At 63.3% G+C, this 19505-nt stretch carries 17 protein-coding genes and 1 pseudogene; 8 read left to right on the top strand and 10 right to left on the bottom strand.

The window, feature by feature from the left end; all coding sequences use genetic code 11:
- Window positions 1–773: pseudogene (locus ASG57_RS36480) on the top strand (IS3 family transposase); the annotation flags it as partial.
- A 417-nt stretch (window positions 774–1190) separates the two neighbouring features.
- Window positions 1191–2183, top strand: a complete 993-nt coding sequence (dusA, locus tag ASG57_RS04885; protein WP_082528893.1) for a tRNA dihydrouridine(20/20a) synthase DusA — start codon at window positions 1191–1193, stop codon at window positions 2181–2183.
- Between the two features lie 5 nt (window positions 2184–2188).
- Here the strand turns inward: dusA and ASG57_RS04880 are convergent, their stop codons facing one another.
- From ASG57_RS04880 to ASG57_RS04860, 5 genes are all read right to left on the bottom strand, one after another.
- Window positions 2189–2743 carry a TIGR02281 family clan AA aspartic protease gene (locus ASG57_RS04880; RefSeq protein ID WP_024338376.1) on the bottom strand — a complete coding sequence of 185 codons (555 nt, stop codon included), beginning with the start codon at window positions 2741–2743 and terminating at the stop codon, window positions 2189–2191.
- 28 nt (window positions 2744–2771) lie between these two features.
- Window positions 2772–2975 (bottom strand): DUF1289 domain-containing protein, encoded by a 204-nt coding sequence (locus ASG57_RS04875; protein ID WP_024338375.1) that lies wholly within the window; start codon window positions 2973–2975, stop codon window positions 2772–2774.
- Window positions 2976–3019: 44 nt separating this feature from the next.
- Window positions 3020–4615, bottom strand: a complete 1596-nt coding sequence (locus ASG57_RS04870; RefSeq protein WP_024338374.1) for a sensor histidine kinase — start codon at window positions 4613–4615, stop codon at window positions 3020–3022.
- Between the two features lie 161 nt (window positions 4616–4776).
- Window positions 4777–6201, bottom strand: coding sequence for a sodium:proton antiporter (locus tag ASG57_RS04865; RefSeq protein ID WP_155248354.1), 1425 nt, complete (start codon window positions 6199–6201; stop codon window positions 4777–4779).
- A 207-nt stretch (window positions 6202–6408) separates the two neighbouring features.
- Window positions 6409–7281, bottom strand: a complete 873-nt coding sequence (locus ASG57_RS04860) for an NAD(P)-dependent oxidoreductase (protein ID WP_024338372.1) — start codon at window positions 7279–7281, stop codon at window positions 6409–6411.
- Between the two features lie 184 nt (window positions 7282–7465).
- On the opposite strand from ASG57_RS04860, the gene ASG57_RS04855 reads away from it, so the two are divergent.
- The 4 genes from ASG57_RS04855 (at window position 7466) to ASG57_RS04840 (ending at window position 11642) form a co-directional block, all read left to right on the top strand.
- On the top strand, window positions 7466–7903 hold the full coding sequence (locus tag ASG57_RS04855) for a VOC family protein (protein ID WP_024338371.1): 438 nt from the start codon (window positions 7466–7468) through the stop codon (window positions 7901–7903).
- Between the two features lie 53 nt (window positions 7904–7956).
- On the top strand, window positions 7957–9093 hold the full coding sequence (locus tag ASG57_RS04850; protein WP_024338370.1) for an Mrp/NBP35 family ATP-binding protein: 1137 nt from the start codon (window positions 7957–7959) through the stop codon (window positions 9091–9093).
- A gap of 205 nt (window positions 9094–9298) precedes the next feature.
- Window positions 9299–10387, top strand: coding sequence for a TRAP transporter substrate-binding protein (locus ASG57_RS04845; protein WP_024338369.1), 1089 nt, complete (start codon window positions 9299–9301; stop codon window positions 10385–10387).
- A 166-nt stretch (window positions 10388–10553) separates the two neighbouring features.
- The gene (locus ASG57_RS04840; protein WP_024338368.1) at window positions 10554–11642 is read left to right on the top strand and encodes a TRAP transporter substrate-binding protein; all 1089 of its coding nucleotides are present in this window, start codon (window positions 10554–10556) and stop codon (window positions 11640–11642) included.
- A 551-nt stretch (window positions 11643–12193) separates the two neighbouring features.
- Here the strand turns inward: ASG57_RS04840 and ASG57_RS04835 are convergent.
- Complete coding sequence (locus tag ASG57_RS04835; protein WP_024338367.1) at window positions 12194–12403, bottom strand: hypothetical protein; 210 nt, start codon at window positions 12401–12403, stop codon at window positions 12194–12196.
- Window positions 12404–12693: 290 nt separating this feature from the next.
- Here ASG57_RS04835 and ASG57_RS04830 point away from each other — a divergent pair, with 290 nt between their 5' ends.
- Window positions 12694–13368 carry a response regulator gene (locus tag ASG57_RS04830; RefSeq protein WP_024338366.1) on the top strand — a complete coding sequence of 225 codons (675 nt, stop codon included), beginning with the start codon at window positions 12694–12696 and terminating at the stop codon, window positions 13366–13368.
- Between the two features lies 1 nt (window position 13369).
- On the top strand, window positions 13370–14755 hold the full coding sequence (locus tag ASG57_RS04825) for a sensor histidine kinase (RefSeq protein WP_024338365.1): 1386 nt from the start codon (window positions 13370–13372) through the stop codon (window positions 14753–14755).
- 189 nt (window positions 14756–14944) lie between these two features.
- Here ASG57_RS04825 and ASG57_RS04820 read toward each other — a convergent pair whose 3' ends face one another.
- From ASG57_RS04820 to ASG57_RS04805, 4 genes are all read right to left on the bottom strand, one after another.
- Window positions 14945–16600: a TRAP transporter large permease gene (locus tag ASG57_RS04820; protein WP_024338364.1), complete on the bottom strand. Its 1656-nt coding sequence runs from the start codon at window positions 16598–16600 to the stop codon at window positions 14945–14947.
- Between the two features lie 28 nt (window positions 16601–16628).
- Window positions 16629–17210 (bottom strand): TRAP transporter small permease subunit, encoded by a 582-nt coding sequence (locus ASG57_RS04815; protein WP_024338363.1) that lies wholly within the window; start codon window positions 17208–17210, stop codon window positions 16629–16631.
- A 182-nt stretch (window positions 17211–17392) separates the two neighbouring features.
- Entirely contained in the window at window positions 17393–18412 is a 1020-nt protein-coding gene (moaA, locus tag ASG57_RS04810; RefSeq protein ID WP_024338362.1) for a GTP 3',8-cyclase MoaA, read from the bottom strand.
- 273 nt (window positions 18413–18685) lie between these two features.
- Entirely contained in the window at window positions 18686–19378 is a 693-nt protein-coding gene (locus ASG57_RS04805) for an HAD family hydrolase (RefSeq protein ID WP_024338361.1), read from the bottom strand.
- Window positions 19379–19505 lie beyond the last annotated feature (127 nt).

Genomic DNA, 19505 nt, shown 5'->3' with positions numbered 1-19505 from the left:
TGGCTGAACCGCTCTCCCAGCGCCAGATCCCGCAGTGACAAAGAGCTTGGCGGTAAGGTCAAGGCCAGTTTCCTGGCGAGTGACCGCACCTATGGCGCGCGCCGGGTGTGGCGTGACGTGCTCGCCGACGGGGCTGACTGTGGCCTGCACCGCATCGAGCGGCTGATGCGCTTGCAAGGYTTGCGAGCGCGGCCGCGGCGCCGGCGCTTGCCGAAGGACAGTGGCGATCGGCAACTCGAGAGCRTGCCAGCGAACCTGCTGGACCGGCGGTTTGTCGCCGAGCGGCCGAACCAGAAGTGGATCGCCGACTTCACTTATCTCTGGACGGCCGAGGGCTGGCTCTATGTGGCGGCGGTGATCGACCTGTTCTCGCGCCRGGTGGTGGGCTGGTCGATGAGTGCCGCCATGACGGCACAACTCGTGACGGACGCCTTGTTGATGGCTGTCTGGCGCCGYGGCAAGCCGGATGCGCTGCTGCATCATTCCGATCAAGCAGTCAGTATACGAGCGATCAGTTCCAGCGACTGATGGCCGACCACGGCATCGTTTGCAGCATGAGCCGCTCCGGCAACGTCTGGGACAACGCGGCGATGGAAAGCTTCTTCTCCTCGCTCAAGACCGAACGGACGGAAAGCAAAACCTACAGGACCAGAGACGAGGCACGAGCCGATGTGTTCGACYACATCGAAAGATTCTACAACRCCACCCGCAGGCACTCGACCATCAGCTGTCTCAGCCCGGTTGAGTTCGAGCGCAAGGTGGGATTAGCTTAACCCGGTGTCCATCAAACCGGCAGCAGCTCACATACCAGTTCTGCGCGCGGCGAGGTGTCTGGTGCGACGAAGATCAGGCCGAGCTCGNCCCGCAGGCACTCGACCATCAGCTGTCTCAGCCCGGTTGAGTTCGAGCGCAAGGTGGGATTAGCTTAACCCGGTGTCCATCAAACCGGCAGCAGCTCAAACGAACGCGTTTGCGACATACTCGTTCTTCCTCCTGACCTGAACGCGCCAGCTCCCCGATTCGAGTTTTGTAAAGGCCGGCATTGCGTGTGCACTCCACCCCGATTTCGTGTGCGCTACGTGTGCACCGGGAGATCAAATGCGGTACAAGCGTGTGCAATTCTGGCTAGTTAGAGTGCATACGTCCGCGCTAGTTCCTGTTCTGGCCCGCTGAGGCAATAGGATAAGTAATTGGAATATCAACACTATCGCTTTTCTGTGGCCCCGATGATGGATTGGACCGACCGGCATTGCCGGGTGTTCCACCGTCACCTAAGCCGGCGGGCGCTGCTCTATACGGAGATGCTTACCACCGGGGCCGTCATTCATGGCGACGGCAAGCGGCTGCTCGGGTTCGATCCGTGCGAGCATCCGGTGGCGCTTCAGCTCGGCGGCTCGGATCCGCGTGACCTTGCCGAAGCTGCTCGGATCGGCGAGGCCTTCGGCTACGACGAGATCAATCTCAATGTCGGCTGCCCATCCGATCGCGTGAAGGATGGCCGCTTCGGTGCCTGCCTGATGGCAGAGCCGGAGCTGGTGGCGAGATGCGTCGCTGCAATGAAGAGCACCGTCGCCATTCCGGTCACGGTGAAGTGCCGTATCGGAATCGACGATCAGGACCCGGAAGCCGCGCTCGATGCACTCGCACATGCGGTGGTCGCCTCCGGCTGCGACACGCTGATCGTGCATGCCCGCAAGGCCTGGCTCAACGGATTGTCTCCGAAAGAAAACCGCGACATTCCCCCGCTCGACTACGATCGCGTCTATCGTCTCAAGCGCGCGATGCCCAATGTGCCTGTCATCATCAACGGCGGCATCTCTTGCCTCGAAGAGGCGAAAGGACATCTCGACCATGTCGATGGCGTGATGCTTGGGCGCGCCGCATATCAGGAGCCATGGCGGCTGCTGTCAGTCGATGGCGAGATCTTCGGCGAGACGGCGCCCCACGCGTCCATGCAGGAAGCGCTCGAGGCGATGATGCCCTATATCGATCAGCAGCTCGCGCGCGGCACGCGGCTGCACGCGATCACGCGGCATTTCGTCGGCGCATTCCATGCCGTGCCGGGCGCGCGAGCCTTCCGTCGTCATCTGGCCGAGCAGGGGGTGAAGCCCGGCGCTGGTCTCGAGGTGCTGCGCGATGCGATCGCGCGTATCGGCGCCCGCGTCCCGGTGGAGGCGGCGTAAGTCGGTTAGTTGACGGCCGTGCGCGAGCGGCGGGGACTGCGCTGGAGCTCCGGATAGCCGGTGAGCATCAACGTGTCGGCGCGCACGCCCCAGCTCTCCAGGCGATCGAGGAAGCTCATGCCGAGCAGATTGGTTTTCATCTGTCCGCGTGGAACGACGAGAGCGGGCACCGATTTTTCCACGAGCTGACCGACGGAGAGACGATCGAGCGTGAGGCGGGCTGCCTTGGTGCGGCCGCCGGCAGTTTCCAGGTCGACGTCATATTCAAGCATCTCGAGCGGCAGCCCGATTGCTTTTGCGGTTTCCCAGGTCAGCACGACCGACGTCGCGCCGGTATCGATCACCATTGGCGCGGTGACGCCATTGATCTTCGCACGCAGCGCGAATTCGCCGCCCTGGCCGCGCGGGATCTGCACGGCAGGGGCCGGTGCCGCCGCCTGGGCACGAAAAATGTGTGAAACCTTGTGGCTGGCGCGTGCGATCTGACCGGCGTCGCCATAGGCGACGACGGCACCTGCCGTGCCGGCGAGCAGGACGAAAACGAGCAGGAAGCGGATCATCGCGCGCCTCCGAACACAAGCCGGCGGGTCAGATGCGTTTCGGCGATCCCCCGGTCGGCGTAAGTCCGGCTTCCGCCATCCGCGCCGGCAAGAGGGCCATGGTCGCGAGCCGCTCCGCGCTTTCCATGGCGTGCCAGCGCGCGATCTCGGGCAAGGTTCGGCCGCAGCCGAAGCATAGCTTGGTCTTGGGATCGATCATGCAGACGGCAACGCACGGCGTTTCTTTGCTCATTCGGACATAGTGATGGATCGTCGGACATTTCTGCAAGCATCTCGTTAGGAGCCTGTGCCGGCGCTCATGATGGGCTTGTGCCGCGGCCGGCGTTTCTCGTCCGGCAGAGGGGAACTCTCCGGCTGGAGCGGCGGAGCATCATCCGATAGCGGCGCAAGCGCACTCATCACGCGCTCCGGCGGGAAGGTGACGATCACCTCGGTGCCGATGCGCAGTTTCGATTTCAGTGTGAACGTGCCGCCATGCAGGTCGATCAGATTCTTGGCGATGGGCAGACCGAGGCCAGCGCCCTGTTCGGCCGACTTGATCGAGTTGGAGCCCTGGCCGAACGAGGCGAGCACAACCGGAATCTCGTCTTCGGGGATGCCGGAGCCGGAGTCCTTCACCGAGAGATATTGTCCGCCCGAGGCGGTCCATCCCGCCTTGAGCCAGATCTCGCCGCCTTGAGGTGTGAACTTGATCGAGTTGGATAGCAGATTGAGCACGACCTGGCGGATCGCGCGCTCGTCAGCCCAGAGCCTCGGCATGCCCTGCTCGAATACTTCGTGGATGGTGATGCCGCGGCTCGATGCGCGCAGCTTCATCAAATGATGGCAGTCGGCGACGATACCGACCAGCGACACCGCTTCCTCGTTGAGTTCGTAGCGACCGGCCTCGATCCGCGACAGATCGAGGATCTCGTTGATGAGGTTGAGCAGGTGTACGCCCGAATTGTGAATATCGGCGGAATATTCCTTGTAGACCGGCACCGCATGCGCCCCGAATATTTCGCTCTTCATCACCTCGGAAAAGCCGAGGATCGCATTCAGCGGCGTTCGTAGCTCATGGCTCATCTGTGCCAGGAAGCGCGACTTGGCGACGTTGGCGGCTTCGGCGCGGTGGCGCGCTTCGTCCGAGATCGCCTTGGCCTGTTCGAGCTCGCCGATCAGCGCGTCTTTCTCGGCGCGCGCTTCCAGCGTGGCGAAGGTCGAGGAGTGCAGGCGGTGCGCCAGCAACACGAAGTAGCCTTCGGCGGCGAGGGCGAGCGCGGCCAGGATGTAGTTGTCCAGCGAGCCGGTCATCGCCAGGCTAAGTGCCATTGCGACCGCGACCGGCGCGGTGGCGGCAAGGGCGGCGATCGGCAGATTGGCGGCGAGCATGCTCGATACTGCGATCACGAGCAGCATCAGGAACATCATCAGGGATTCCGTGACCATGTCGAGCACGGGATGGATCAGGATCGCCATCCAACACAGGCCATAGAGCAGATCGATCACGACGAAGCGCGTCCGCCAGGCGCGCGTCGCAGTCGGAGAGGCGGGCTCGCTCAGGAAGCGCCGGCAGCTCCGGATCATCGCCGCGTGGATGCAGAGCATGCCGACTGTCCAGGCCGCGGCCGGGATCGGCTGCATCCACAGCCCGAACAGCACGCCGGTGGCCACCACCAGCAGCATGACGACGTAGGAGGCCGACAGCCGCGTTTGCGCGTATTGTCGCAGCATCTCGGCGTCGAAAGCCGGACGGGTTCCACTGGTCGACGTTAACTTGTCCCGTGCCTCACGCACCCGCTGCGCCGCAGCCCTTCGGCTGCTCGCCGATGGAGCGCTCACCGGCTCGGCCGGAAGCTGCACGACCTCGGGCTTTTCAGCGGGGTTACTCATCAAGCAACACGATTCCTGCCCACGCCGGACGCGGGCCTTCTGCATTGTCTATCTCTGGCAAGAAATCCTTAAGAGGTGACTTAAGGAGCTAAAGAATTACCTTAACCGGGCGTTAATCCACCGTCGTCCGGGTCTCAGTCCGCGGAAAGGCGCCGGCGCCTTCATTTGAAGAAAACGAGCGTGACCAATGCGAACACGGGCAGCAGCAGGACGGAGGTCCAGGCCATGTATCCGAAGAAGCCCGGCATCGCGACGCCGCCCGCTCGCGCGATCGCGTACACCATGAAGTTGGGCGCGTTGCCGATGTAGGAGTTTGCGCCCATGAACACCGCACCTGCGGAAATCGCCGCAAGGGTGACGGCGCCGTTTGTCATCAGCTGCTTGGCGTCGCCTCCGGCAAGCTCGAAGAAGACGAGATAGGTTGGCGCATTGTCGAGAAAGGATGAGAGCACGCCGGTCAACCAGAAATAGGCGGCATTGTTCGGCGTCCCGTCGGCGTTGGTGACCATGTTCACGACGGAGGCAAACGCGCCGGATTTGCCCGCGTTGAGAATTGCAAGCACGGGGATGATGGTGATGAAGATGCCGGCGAACAGCTTTGCCACCTCGACTATGGGGCCCCAGGAGAAGCCGTTCGCGTCGTGGTCCTCCTTCGAGGTGACGGCGAGAGATGCGAACACGACGCCGATCATCACGGCATCGCGCAGAAGATTCTGCAGCTGGAGGTGCGTGCCCAGAACTTCAAATCCGCCGAGGTCGAGCTTGGCACTCAAGAGGATCGCAGTGATGATCACTCCCATCAAAGCGAAGTTGAGGCCGCCGCTGATCCGCAGGGGATTGTCCGGAGTTGGGTCCGGTTTGACGCGGCCTTCCTTGCGGTAAAGATAAGCATCGATGCAAAAGAACAGGACAAGCAGAATCCAGGCAGCGAACGTGGTCTGGGGGAACAGGTGCGTCGTCGTCCAGAAGAAGTCCACGCCGCGCAGAAAGCCCAGAAACAGCGGCGGGTCTCCTAAGGGTGAAAGCGAGCCGCCGATGTTGGACACAAGAAAGATGAAGAAGATCACGACGTGGGCGTTGTGCCGACGGTCGTCGTTGGCGCGGATCACCGGCCGGATCATGACCATCGACGCGCCGGTCGTGCCGATGACGCTCGCGATCAGAGTGCCTAGCGCGAGCAGCAGCGTATTCAGGACCGGGGAGCCGTGGAGATTGCCGCGCACCACGATTCCGCCGGCGACCGTGAACAGGGCAAGTAGCAGCAGAATGAACGGGACGTATTCGAGCAGCGCGGTATGAGCGAGTGCCTGGATGGTTGGAAGCGGACCGTACCAGATTGCAAGCGGCAGCACGATCAGGGCGGCCCACATCGCGGCAATCTTGCCTTGATGATGCTCCCAGAAGTGAGGTGCTGCTAGCGGAAATATTGCGATGGACAGCAGCATGCCCGCAAATGGAAGCGCCCATTGCGGGCCAATGCTGGCGCCATCGAGCGATGCGGCCAGAGTCTGCGAAGGTGATGCAGTCAGGATCAGGATAGCAACGATGAGCGGGCTGGTGATGAGGCGGGAGAGCCGTCGATAGATTCCACGCCTGGCGACCTCGGGGTGTCCCCGTCGACGCTCCAGCGCTAGGCCGACACAGGCAACGACGAGAATGGCGGCGATCACGCTAAGCAAGACTCCCCCCGAAGATTATGGTTTTCCGTTCGCCCGCCTAGCTGAAGCTTCGTCGCGGCCGAGGCCGCGACGAAGTCGAAGCTGCGCGACCCTGGACCGGGCCGTAACCGAGCGTCAGCGTTGCAGGCGTGCGAGCAGGCTCGACGTATCCCAGCGCTTGCCGCCCATTTTCTCGACCTCAGAATAGAACTGATCGACCAGCGCGGTAACGGGCAGGTTGGCGCCGTTGCGGCGGGCCTCGGCGATCGCGATCGAGAGATCCTTGCGCATCCATTCGACCGCGAAGCCGAAATCGTACTTGCCCTCGTTCATTGTCTTGTAGCGATTTTCCATCTGCCAGGATTGTGCGGCCCCCTTCGAGATAGTCTCTATGACCGCGGCCACGTCGAGGCCGCTCTTCTTGGCGAAGTGGATCCCCTCGGAGAGACCCTGCACCAGACCGGCGATGCAGATCTGGTTGACCATCTTCGTCAGCTGACCGGAGCCAGCGGGCCCGAGCAGTTTGCACATCCGCGCGTAGGCGCCTGTGATGATCGGCTCGGCGCCGGAATACGCGTCCTCCGCGCCACCGCACATCACGGTCAGGACGCCGTTCTCGGCGCCGGCCTGGCCGCCGGAGACCGGCGCGTCGACGAATTTGAACCCGGCCTTGGTGGCGGCTGCATCCAGCTCTCGCGCAACCTCGGCGGAGGCAGTGGTATGGTCGACGAAGGTCGCACCCTTCCGCATGCCGGCGAACGCGCCGTCGGGTCCGATCGTGACTGCGCGCAGGTCATTGTCGTTGCCGACGCAGCACATCACGAAGTCCTGGCCCTCCGCGGCGGCCTTCGGGGTCGGTGCTGTCTTGCCGCCGAACTTGTCCGCCCATTCCTTCGCCTTGGCCGCGGTGCGGTTATAGACGGTGACCTCATGGCCCCCTTTCTTCACGAGGTGTCCGGCCATGGGGAAGCCCATCACGCCGAGGCCGAGGAAAGCGACTTTAGCCATTGTGGTACCTTGTCCGTAGTTTGGGTTTTACGGTTCTTGCCAAGCAAGGGATGCCTGGGTTCCGCGGTGAGGGCGGACTGGACGCGCACCATAAACCCTTGAGGCCAGAGGGCAACGGCTTCGTTTGGCCGCCCCCTGTGCTAGGATGGCGGACCCAAGGACTTCAAAATGAGGGAGCGAGAGCATGGGCGGCGTGAGTGTTGGCGTCCTCGATCATTTCAACATCCGGACCCGGAATCTGGCCGAGACCGTTCGCTTCTACGAGGACGTGCTGGGCCTGGAAAAAGGCGCTCGGCCGAACTTCGCCTTCCCGGGCGCCTGGATGTATAGCGAGGGCAAGCCCGTGGTGCATCTCGTCGATATTTCCCCTACCGCTGAGCCACAAAAGCCGGATTCAGGCGTTGTCCACCACGTCGCCTTTGTCAGTCGCGGCTTTGACGGCATGAAACAGCGGCTGGCGTCAAAGGGGATGAAGTTCGAGGCCCGTCAGGTGCCCGGCGGTGAGCTCTGGCAGATATTCGTCCACGACCCAAACGGCGTCATGATCGAGCTGAACTACGAGGCTGCCAGGGAGCAGGGGGGAGCGCCCATCGAAAAGGCCGACGATATCGGCCGGCAGTAGCCTTTTGGGCGTTTCCGCTCTAATGGGGCATCCTCAACTCTAGGAGATGCGCTTTGAGCGTGACGCAGCAACAGGTTCTCGACAGCCTCACCAGGGTCAAGTCGCCCCGCGGGGTCGCGCTCACCCATGCCAATGTGCTGAGCGCAATCAGCGCGGCCGACGGAAAGGTGTTCTTCTCGATCAATGTCGATGCCGCCGAGGCGAGGGCCTGGGAATCGGTCCGGGCCGAAGCGGAGGCCGCCGTGCGCGCCATTCCAGGCGTCACCACCGTCATGGTGGCGCTGACGGCCGAGCGCAAGCCGGGCTCCGCGCCGCCGCCACCTCCGCAGCCGAGCCGCGGCACGCCCGGCGTGCAGCCGGCGCATGCCCACAAGCCGCCGCAGGGAGGCCAATCGCCGATGGCGCGGCAATCGGAAATCCCGGGCGTTGCCGCCGTAATTGCGGTCGCCTCCGGCAAGGGCGGCGTCGGTAAGTCGACCACCGCGCTGAATCTGGCGCTTGGCTTGCGCGACCTCGGCCTCAAGGTCGGGTTGCTTGATGCCGATATCTACGGCCCCTCGGTGCCGCGCCTGACGGGCCTGCGCGACAAGCCGGAGCTGAACGAGGAGCGCAAGATGATTCCGCTCCGGCGTTTCGGGCTCGCCATCATGTCGATCGGCTTCCTGGTCGAGGAGGAGACCGCGATGATCTGGCGTGGTCCCATGGTGATGTCGGCGGTGACGCAGATGCTGCGCGACGTCGAGTGGGGCAAGCTCGACGTGCTGGTGGTCGACATGCCGCCGGGTACCGGCGATGCCCAGCTGACGCTGGCGCAGAACGTGCCGCTCAAGGGCGCCGTGATCGTCTCGACCCCGCAGGACCTGTCCTTGATCGACGCGCGGCGGGGGCTTGCCATGTTCAAGAAAGTCAACGTGCCGGTGCTCGGGATCGTGGAGAACATGAGCTACTTCCAGTGCCCGCATTGCGGGACGCGCTCGGACATTTTCGGCCATGGTGGGGCCCGGCACGAGGCTGAGAAGCTCGGGGTACCGTTCCTGGGCGAGATCCCCCTGCACATGGCGATTCGCGCCACCTCGGATGCCGGAAATCCCGTGGTTGACAGCGAGCCGGACGGCCCTCATGCGGCGATCTACCGCGCCATTGCGGGCCGGGTCCGGGACCAGCTGAAGGGCGTCATTGCCGTGGCCTGAACCGGTTGCCCCGCCAACCTCCGGGGACATGCGACTTTCGTAGAGCCCCGCCATGCCATTGTCGCGTTCCGAAACCGGGCCGGCCGTGTTAAAGGCGCACCGCAGTCAAGCCCCTTCGGTTCGACGCGAGCTTACCGCGTCGCCGGAATGAGCGGCGGCATAAGAGAAGTTAAGGGGAAACGCCCCAGCAAGGAGAGACCTGAAGATGAAGCGTCGTGATTTTCTCAAAGTGTCGGCAGCAGGCGCGGCGGCGACCGCAGTGGCTTCACCGGCGATCGCGCAGTCCTCGCCCGAGGTGAAGTGGCGCCTGACTTCGAGCTTCCCGAAGTCGCTCGACACCATCTATGGCGGCGCCGAGCAGGTGGCGAAGTACGTCGCCGAGATGACTGACAACAAGTTCCAGATCCAGGTGTTCGCCGCCGGCGAAATCGTCCCCGGCCTCCAGGCGCTCGATGCGACCACGAACGGCACGGTCGATATGTGCCACACCGTGTCCTACTACTATGTCGGCAAAGACCCCACTTTCGCGATCTTCGCCTCGGTGCCGTTCGGCCTCAATGCGCGCCAGCAGAACTCGTGGCTCTATCAGGGCGGCGGCAACGAGCTCGCCAACGAGTTCTTCAAGAAGTCGAACGTGATCGGCTTCCCCTGCGGCAACACCGGAACGCAGATGGGCGGCTGGTTCCGCAAGGAGATCAAGACCGTTGCCGACCTGTCCGGCCTCAAGATGCGCATCGGCGGCATCGCCGGCCAGGTGCTGCAGAAAGTCGGCGTGGTGCCGCAGCAGCTCGCCGGCGGCGACATCTATCCGGCGCTGGAGAAGGGCACCATCGACGCGGCCGAGTGGGTCGGCCCCTACGATGACGAGAAGCTCGGCTTCGCCAAGGTCGCCAAGTACTACTATTATCCGGGCTTCTGGGAAGGCGGTCCGACCGTTCACGCCTTCGCCAACCTGGATAAATTCAATGCGCTGCCGAAGAACTACCAGGCGATCCTCACCAACGCGACCGCCCATGCCAATACCTGGATGGCCGCGCGCTACGACATGCAGAACCCGGCGGCACTGAAGCGTCTGGTCGCCGGCGGCACCCAGCTTCGGCCCTTCACCAACGAGGTGCTGGAAGCCTGCCTCAAGTCGACCAACGAATTGTGGGCAGAGATCTCGGGCAAGAACGCCGAGTTCAAGAAGGCGATCGACGCCATGCAGGCCTACCGCTCCGACGAATATCTGTGGTGGCAGGTTGCCGAATACACCTACGACAGCTTCATGATCCGCTCGCGCACCCGCGGCTGATCTACGGCTCACATCGCAAGACCATGAGCCCGGCCTCCTCAGGGAGGCCGGGCTTTTTCTTTGGCCGCGGTGCGATCGGGGTGGCATTCGGCCCCGCGATGTTCCATGCTGCCCTCAAAGCCTCGGCAAGAAGGCTCCACAATCAGATCCATCAGGGTAGGAAATCATGAAGAGAAGAGACTTCATCAAGGTCACAGGGCTTGGTGCGGCCGGTGCCGCCACGCTCGCGGCTCCCGCGATCGCGCAGTCGCTGCCGGAAATTAAATGGCGCATGCCGACGAGCTGGCCGAAATCGCTCGACACGCTGTTTGGCGGCGCCGAGATGATGTGCAAGATGGTTGCTGAAGCGACCGACAACAAATTCCAGATACAGATCTTCGCGGCAGGGGAAATCGTCCCGGGTCTCCAGGTGCTCGACGCCGTGCAGAACGGCACCTGCGAGATCGGCCACACCGCGTCCTACTATTATTTCGGCAAGGACCCGACCTTCACCTTCGGCTCAGCCGTGCCGTTCGGTCCCAACATGCGCATTAACCAGGCCTGGTACATGCTGGGCGGCGGGCGCGACGTGCTCAACGAGTTCTACAAGAGCTACAACGTCATATCGCTGCTCGCGGGCAACACCGGCTGCCAGATGGGCGGCTGGTTCAGGAAAGAGGTCAATACGCCCGAGGACCTGAAGGGCATGAAATTCCGCATCGGCGGCTTCGCCGGCCGCGTGCTCCAGAAGCTCGGCGTGGTGCCGCAGCAGCTCGCCGGCGGCGATATCTATCCGGCGCTGGAGAAGGGCACCATCGACGCCGCCGAATGGGTCGGCCCCTACGACGACGAGAAGCTCGGCTTCTACAAGATTGCGCCGCACTACTACTATCCCGGCTGGTGGGAAGGCGGGCCGATGCTGATGGCCTTCGTCAACCTCGACAAGTGGAACGCACTGCCGAAATATTACCAGAGCGTGCTGGAGCAGGCCGGCCACTACGCCAACAACTACATGATGGCTCGCTACGACAACGCCAATCCACTGGCGCTGAGAAAGCTGCTGGCGGGCGGCACCAAGCTGCACGCCTTCTCGCCGTCGATCATGGATGCCTGCCACAAGGCCGCCAAGGAGCTGCACGCCGAAGTCGCAGCGACCAACCCCAACTTCAAGAAGGTGCACGACTCGCTCGCCAAGTTCACGAGCGACGGCTACTCCTGGTTCCAGGTGGCCGAGGTCGGCTACGACATCTTCATGGCGCGCCGCTCGCAGAGCTGAGCGCGTTTTCGGTCGGATGCGGCGCCCCGGAGCAAGGCTCCGGGGCGTTGGCGTGCGCATCCATGGGGGGGACAAACAAGAACTTCGAAAACAACCCCATGCACAGTAGACGGCGCGAGAATTATCAACAGCTTGGCGGGATCGCGGCGAAGTTGATCCAGAATAGCCGAATTTTTTGACCCGTCGGGCAAAACAGTGGTAGACATGCATGATCGGCAAATCCGAAATTGCGTCATTGGACTGAGATCGCGATGCGCTTCGATCCCGACAAGAACGTTTCGGTGGTGACTTGCTCAAGGCCTTCTGACGGTTGGTGGCTGCTTCTACAATCGATCCAGCTTTAGCTTGTCGCTTTGCATAATCTTTCCAATAAGCCGCTGCGCGACCTTCCTGATCGTGCTCTGGCAGCAGCCATGGCCGATCCAACGCCGCTCGAGGTTGATTCGAATGCGAGGGTGTTCAACTCGCCCGCCTGCGCAGAGGTCGGCGCGACGCGGCGGGACGGAGTGCACCTCCGTCATCGCAGCGAGCAAGCCTCAGCTCATCATGCTTTAGCGAACAACGCCGGCGGCATCATCCTTGGTTGGAATGAGCCAATCGAGCGCCAGGAGGCTTGCTTCGACGATGACAAATGCGACGAGACCGCCGAGCCAGCCGAAGAAGGCCACCGAGAAGGTCCCGATCAAGATTGCACAAAAGATATCGGCAAGTACCTTGCAGACGCGGAAGTCCTGGTTCTCGTTCGGTGGGAAGTAAGGCATCGGGCTTCTCCCGGCGTTGATCCTGAGCCTTGGACTCAACCAAGCAAAAATAATACGTTCCGCGGACCAATTCTTCAACCGGCGGGGCGATGACGACCACACCAGGTCTTTGAATCGGCTGCGTGGGCCCAGCCATTTCTTGGGCGATGCGCGGCGTGGCTTACATGGACCTGACAGAGCAAAAGGCCAACCAGTGCTTTTTTCTCTGGCCGCGGCGGTCCGAATGCTGGAAAAGAGCGCGGACGCGGCGCGAGCCGTGCGTCAATTCCGGAGCATCCGGCGAGCCTACGATGCGCCTTCTGATCGTCGAGGACAATGTCGAGCTGTCACGGCTCGTTGCCGGGGGGCTGGCTGCGGCCGGCTACCAGAGCGATATCGTCGGGAGCGCGGCCGAGGCGCGCGAGGCGGTGAGCAGCGTCGGCTATGCCGCGATGATCCTCGACCTCGGTCTGCCTGACGGCGACGGCATGTCGGTGCTGCGCGAACTGCGCCTCGAGATGGAGCCGCTGCCGGTGCTGGTGCTGACTGCGCGCGGGGGCCTGCAGGACCGCGTCACCGGTCTGCGCAGCGGGGCCGACGATTATCTGTCAAAGCCGTTTGCGATGGAGGAGCTGGTGGCGCGGCTCGAGGCCATCCTGCGCCGGCCAGGCCAGTTGCTCGGCCGCTCCCTCAATCTCGCCAACCTCGTCTACGACACCGAGAGCCGCCAGATCTTCGTCGACGACCAGCCGCGCATCATCTCTGCGCGCGAGGCCTCGGTGCTCGAGATCCTGCTGCGCCGGCAGGGGCGGGTGGTGCCGAAGAAGAACGTCGAAGACCACATCTTCGGGCTCGACGGCGAGGTCGCATCCAATGCAGTGGAAGTCTATGTCTCGCGGCTGCGCAAGCAGCTTGCAGAGCACGGTGCGAAAGTCGCGATCCACACCGTCCGCGGCGTCGGCTATCTCATGACCGAGGAGAGATAGCGTGCCCGCCGGGGGCTATGTCAGATCGCTCGCGTTCAAATCGCTGATCTCGCGGATCGTGTTCCTGCACATCGTCGCGGTCGCCGTGGTCGCGATCTTCCTGCCCCTGGTTCTGTTCTGGCTGCTCAACTCCGAGATCGACCAATTGCATCGCGATGCCATGCGTGCGCAGGCCGAGGTGCTGGCGGAGCGCGTCGTCGCGCAGCCGGACGGCACGTTGAGCTTCAACCTGCCGGACAGCCTCAAGGGACTCTATTCGGACGCCTACGGACGCTACCAGTTCGACATTCGCGATGCCGACGGCCGGTTGCTGTTCTCCTCCCACCGACGCTCAGCGGCGACGGCGCTCTCCCGTTTCTCCGAAACCATCTCCGGCGCCAGCGTCACTCGGGAGGTCGCCGGCAAGACGGTGCGCATCCAGGTTGCCGAGGATCTGGCGCACCGGGACGTCATTATCGACGATATCGTTTCGAACTTTTTCCGGCGGGTAGGGTGGATCACCATCCCGATCCTCCTGGTCCTGCTCGCCATCGACATCATCATCTTCCGCCGCGCGATTGCGCCATTGTGGAAGGCCTCTCAGGAAGCCAGCAATATCGGCCCGGCCCGCACCGACATTCGTCTGCCGACCGCGCAGATCCCGAGCGAGATCATGCCGCTGGTCACCGCCGTGAACCAGGCGCTCGATCGCCTCGAGGGCGGGTTTCGCGTGCAGCGGCAGTTCACGGCGGACGCCGCGCATCAGTTGCGCACGCCGCTCGCGATCCTGCGCACGCGGATCGAGACGCTCGGCGACAGGGTGGCCCGCCGGGCGCTGCATGCGGACATCGAAGCCATGAGCCGGATTGTCGCCCAGTTGCTGGAGATCGCCGAACTCGACACATTGGTGCTCGATCCCGGCGAGACCGCGGATTTGCGCGCCGTCTGCGCCGAGGTGGTCGGCTCGATCGCTCCGTTAGCGATCGCGCAGAACAAGGACATCGCGCTGAAGGGCGCCGACTCGCCCGTCCTGATCCATGGCAATTCGGAGATGCTCCAGCGCGCGATCTTCAACCTCGCCGAAAATGCCATCAAGTTTACCGCGGTACACACCTCCGTTGAGATTGAGGTGCATGACGACGGTTCGGTGCGCGTACGCGATTACGGTCCGGGCGTCCCGGAAGCCGATCGCGAGTTGATTTTCCAACGCTTCTGGCGCGCCGACCGCCGGCGCAGCGACGGCGCGGGGCTGGGGCTCTCGATCGTGCGCGCGGTGGCGGACGATCACGCCGCCACGATCGCAGTGACAAATCTCCCCGGTGGCGGCGCGGAGTTCACGGTGCGGTTCAGGTTGGCAGACCAAACGGTATCTTCGCCCTCCCCGGGAGGGGAGGGCAGTCGCGCCTGAGGTGTGTCAACGCTGCTTCCACAGCGTCATGGCCGGGCCAGACACGTGTCCCGGCCATCCACGCCTTCATTCGCGGGCCCAAGAACATGGATGTCCGGGACAAGCCCGGGCATCACGATCTCTGCCGAGTGTGCATATACGCTACCCTCCCTGCAGGGAGGGCAAGAGCGCGACTGTACTCCCGCCTCGCTACTTTTGCGGCGGTCCGAAATCCAGTGGCGGCAGCTCGATCTGCGGCACCTCGATCTTGATCGTGCTGGGATCGATGTTGGTCTGGACGCCCTTGTAGTGCATCACCATCGCCGGGAACGCGATGACCAGGCCGACCATGATGATCTGGATGACGACGAATGGCACCGCACCCCAATAGATCTGGCCGGTCGTGACAGGGTCCATCCGCTTGCCCGTGATGCGATCCGTGTAGCGCTCCTTCGGCGCGACGGACCGCAGATAGAACAGGGCGAAGCCGAACGGCGGGTGCATGAACGAGGTCTGCATGTTGACGCCGAGAATGACGCCGAACCAGATCAGGTCGATGCCGAGCTTTTCGGCGGCCGGCCCGAGCAGCGGGATCACAATGAAAGCCAGCTCGAAGAAGTCGAGGAAGAAAGCCAGGATGAACACGAGCACGTTGACGAAGATCAGGAAGCCGACCTGGCCGCCGGGCAACGAGGTGAGCAGGTGCTCGACCCAGACGTGCCCGTTGACGCCGTAAAAGGTGAGCGAAAAGATGCGGGCGCCAACCAGGATGAACACGACGAAAGCCGACAGCTTGGCGGTCGATTCCGTGGCCTGACGTATCAGGTCCCAGCTCAGCCGCCGCTTCGCCGCGCCCAGGAGGAGGGCGCCGGCAGCACCCATCGCACCGCCTTCGGTCGGCGTCGCGATACCGATGAAGATCGTGCCCAGCACCAGGAAGATCAGGAACAGCGGCGGCACCATCACGAATGTGGTCTGCTGCGCCATCTTGGAGAGGAAACGGAAGCCGGTCAGCTTATCGACGGCCCAGTTCAGCACGGCGATCGCAAACGCGAAGATGATGCCATAGAACATGCTGAGCACGACGTAATCGGCTCCGTGCACGGTCGAATTTCGCATCATGAACCATCCGAACACGCAGCTCGCAAGGAACAGGAAGCCGAGCGAGACCAGGCCGCGGTCGCCATTGTCCTCACGGAAGCCGATGGCCTCCTTCGGCAGGCCCGGCGCGGCCGCCGGGAAGATCATGCTGACGAGGAAGGCGTAGCCGGCATAGAGGCCGGCGAGCACGAGGCCCGGGATGAAGGCGCCTTCGTACATGTCACCGACGGATTTGCCGAGCTGGTCGGCCATCACGATGAGGACGAGCGAGGGCGGAATGATCTGCGCCAGTGTGCCGGAGGCGGCGATGACGCCGGCCGCGACGCGGCGATCATAGCCATAGCGCAGCATGATGGGCAGCGAGATCAGACCCATCGAGATCACGGAGGCGGCGACCACGCCGGTGGTCGCGGCGAGCAGGGCGCCTACGAAGATCACGGCATAGGCGAGGCCGCCGCGGATCGTGCCGAACAGCTGGCCGATGGTATCCAGCAGATCCTCGGCCATGCCAGACCGCTCCAGCACCAGCCCCATGAAGGTGAAGAAGGGGATCGCGAGCAGTGTGTCGTTGTTCATCACGCCGTAGACACGCTCCGGCAAGGCCTGGAGGAAGTCGGGGTGGAACTGACCGAGCTCGACGCCGATGATGGCGAAGAACAGGCCGACGGCGCCGAGCGAGAATGCCGCCGGGTAGCCAAGCAGCAGCATGACGACCAGCGACACGAACATGATTGGCGCCATATTGGCGATGATGAATGCGGTCATGAATTCCCCCCTACACCGTCGCCAACGGCTACTTCTTCTCGATCGCTTCGACGAGATGTTCGACTTCGGCCTCCAGCGCCGACACCTGGGATTCGTGCGGATCGGGTATCAATCCGCGCATCACCGCAATCCGCTTGATCAGCTCGGAGATGCCTTGGACGAGCAGGAAAGCGAACCCGATCATGATCAGGGCTTTGGCGGGCCATTGCGGAAGACCGCCTGCATTGCCCGATTGCTCGTTGATCTCGAAGGAGCGCAGGAAGAACGGCACGCCGGTAATGATCATGATGATGCAGATCGGCATGAGGAAGAACACGTGACCGACCAGGTCGATCACGTTGCGCGCTTTCTTCGGCAGCGTGTTGTTCACGATGTCGATGCGGATGTGCTCATTGTCGAGCAGCGTCCAGGGCGCACAGAGCAGGAAGACGATGCTGAACAGCACCCATTGCAGTTCGAGCCAGGAATTGGACGAGGTGTCGAACGTCTTGCGGATGATCGCGTTGACTGCAGAGATGATCACGGCGAGCACGATCAGCCACGCAATGCGCTTGCCGGTCCAGCGCGTGAACGCGTCGATCCTGCTGCTCAGCTTAAGGAGCGCTTGCAACGATAGGTCCTCCCCCGATTGTGCCCCGGCCGTCTTGACTGCGCCGAGATGGCGCGTGGCTTGTCTCGCCGCGCAGGCATGAGGCAGCCGCACCAAACCAGCGGGCGTGCCGCCAGTCAATCGGAAGTTTGTTGATAGTTAAGGGGAATAAGCCCCGTATAAACCCGTGTGGCGGCCGGCTTCTAACCGCCGGTGACGCTCATGTGCCTGGAGACGCTGGGGCGGTCGTGGCGGCGGTCGATGATGAAATCGTGGCCCTTCGGCTTCAGTCCGATGGCGCGGTCGATCGCATCCGCAAGCAATAGATCGTCGCTCGATGCACGCAGAGGTTTACGCAGGTCGGAGGCATCCTCGTGGCCGAGGCAGGTGTGCAGCGTTCCGGTGCAGGTGATGCGTACCCGATTGCAGGATTCACAGAAATTATGGGTCATCGGCGTGATGAAGCCGAGCTTGCCGCCGGTTTCGGCGACGCTGACATAGCGGGCCGGTCCGCCCGTGCTCTCGGCCAAGTCCGTCAGCGTGAATTGCTGGGCGAGGCGGGCCCGCACCAGCGACAGCGGCAGGTACTGGTCGATCCGTCCCGACCCGATCTCGCCCATGGGCATGACTTCGATCAGCGTCAGACCCATGCCCTTGCCGTGGGCCCAGCGCATCAACGAGGGCAGCTCGTCTTCGTTGAGGTTCTTCAGGGCCACGGCGTTGATCTTGACGCCGAGCCCCGCGGCGCGCGCGGCCTCGATGCCTTCCAACACCTTGTCGATCTCGCCCCAGCGGGTGATCTCGCGAAACTTACCGGGATCCAGCGTGTCGAGCGAAACGTTGATGCGACGCACGCCGCAATCGGCGAGCTCCCGTGCGTGCCTGGCGAGCTGGGTGCCGTTGGTGGTCAGGGTCAGCTCGTTCAAGGCGCCGCTGGAAAGATGCCGCGACAGTGAGCGCACCAGCGTCATGACATTGCGGCGGACCAGGGGTTCGCCGCCGGTGAGTCGCAGCTTCTTCACGCCCTTGGCGATGAAGGCGGTGCAGAGCCGGTCAAGCTCCTCCAGCGTCAGCAGGTCGGCCTTCGGCAGGAACGTCATGTCTTCGGACATGCAGTAGAAGCAACGCAAGTCGCAGCGGTCTGTGACCGAGACACGCAGATAGCTGATGGTCCGCCCGAACGGATCGGTCATCGGGCTCGACAATGCGGCGGATCCGTTCATGCGAGAGGCCTTGTCAATGTGACGGGCGCACCTCTGTTTCAGCGGTGCAGTTAAGGCAATCTAAGCATCGGACGCGGCAAGGACAATCGGGTGGTATACGTGGGTTCAGTCCTCGGGCAGTGCAGCCTCGTCCTCGGATGTTGCGTCGGCTCGCTCGGTGCGTATTGCCAACCCGGTTCCGACGCAAAACGGCGAACCGTCATGCGCTCCCGTCGCTGTGAACGCAGCCTGCTGCGCGGAGCCTTGTGGATGTTGACAAAAACCTCAACGGCCTCAGTGGCTTGCTGCGAGTTTTGTCGTCGTCAGGCTGGTGACGGCCTCCGGCAGATCGCGCATGTGATGGATCAGCCGGTCCGGCTTCAGATCGGCGATCGGGACGTCCGTGTAGCCGAAGCTGACCCCGATCACGGGGACGCCGGCCCGCCGCGCGACGCCCACGTCGGTTCCGGCGTCGCCGACCATGATGCTGGCCTTCATCTCCCCGCCAGCGCGCGCCACGGTCTGGCGGAAGATGGTCGGATCCGGCTTCTGAACGCCAAACGTGTCCGCGCCGCAGATCGCCGCGAAGCGACCGCTGAGGTCGAGCTGGTCGAGGAGCCGCCTGGACAGCCATTCGAGCTTGTTGGTGCAGACCGCGAGACGATGGCCCTGCGCCGCAAAGTGGTCGAGCGCGGCCTCAAGTCCCTCGAATGGCCGGGATTCGACGGCGATATGGTCGGCATAATAGGCGATGAAATCCGCCGTCATCCGGTCCATGTCCGCGGGGGTGACCGTACGGCCCTCGGCCTCCAGCCCCCGCTCGATCAGCTTGCGGGCGCCGGCGCCGATCATGTTGCGGGCCGAGGCCATCGGCACGGGCGGCAGCCCTTCGCGGTCGAGCACGTAGTTCAAGGCGGTGATCAGGTCGGGCGCCGTATCCACAAGCGTGCCGTCGAGATCGAAGACGATGGTGTGAGGGGAGGTCATGACCAAGCGCTATCGGGCCGGCCGGATCGACGCAAGGGGCGGGCCCATAAGATCACCTTATAGGCCTGTTCCCGCCAGAAAAACGAGGCTACATAGGCCGCCGAAAGCGGCCGCTGTCGGCGGCTCA

Source organism: Bradyrhizobium sp. Leaf396 (genome assembly GCF_001424605.1).
Taxonomy (GTDB): domain Bacteria; phylum Pseudomonadota; class Alphaproteobacteria; order Rhizobiales; family Xanthobacteraceae; genus Bradyrhizobium; species Bradyrhizobium japonicum_C.
Note: the sequence above shows the minus strand (reverse complement) of the source record. Positions and strands in the feature narration are given on the sequence as shown.

Excerpts from the sequence above, each read along its gene's own strand:
- ASG57_RS04845 (WP_024338369.1), top strand. The coding sequence starts at position 9,299 with ATGAAGCGTCGTGATTTTCTCAAAGTGTCGGCAGCAGGCGCGGCGGCG.
- ASG57_RS04860 (WP_024338372.1), bottom strand. The coding sequence starts at position 7,281 with ATGGCTAAAGTCGCTTTCCTCGGCCTCGGCGTGATGGGCTTCCCCATG.
- ASG57_RS04880 (WP_024338376.1), bottom strand. The coding sequence starts at position 2,743 with ATGATCCGCTTCCTGCTCGTTTTCGTCCTGCTCGCCGGCACGGCAGGT.
- ASG57_RS04830 (WP_024338366.1), top strand. The coding sequence starts at position 12,694 with ATGCGCCTTCTGATCGTCGAGGACAATGTCGAGCTGTCACGGCTCGTT.
- moaA (WP_024338362.1), bottom strand. The coding sequence starts at position 18,412 with ATGAACGGATCCGCCGCATTGTCGAGCCCGATGACCGATCCGTTCGGG.
- ASG57_RS04820 (WP_024338364.1), bottom strand. The coding sequence starts at position 16,600 with ATGACCGCATTCATCATCGCCAATATGGCGCCAATCATGTTCGTGTCG.
- ASG57_RS04805 (WP_024338361.1), bottom strand. The coding sequence starts at position 19,378 with ATGACCTCCCCTCACACCATCGTCTTCGATCTCGACGGCACGCTTGTG.
- ASG57_RS04840 (WP_024338368.1), top strand. The coding sequence starts at position 10,554 with ATGAAGAGAAGAGACTTCATCAAGGTCACAGGGCTTGGTGCGGCCGGT.
- ASG57_RS04875 (WP_024338375.1), bottom strand. The coding sequence starts at position 2,975 with ATGAGCAAAGAAACGCCGTGCGTTGCCGTCTGCATGATCGATCCCAAG.
- ASG57_RS04835 (WP_024338367.1), bottom strand. The coding sequence starts at position 12,403 with ATGCCTTACTTCCCACCGAACGAGAACCAGGACTTCCGCGTCTGCAAG.
- ASG57_RS04870 (WP_024338374.1), bottom strand. The coding sequence starts at position 4,615 with ATGAGTAACCCCGCTGAAAAGCCCGAGGTCGTGCAGCTTCCGGCCGAG.
- ASG57_RS04855 (WP_024338371.1), top strand. The coding sequence starts at position 7,466 with ATGGGCGGCGTGAGTGTTGGCGTCCTCGATCATTTCAACATCCGGACC.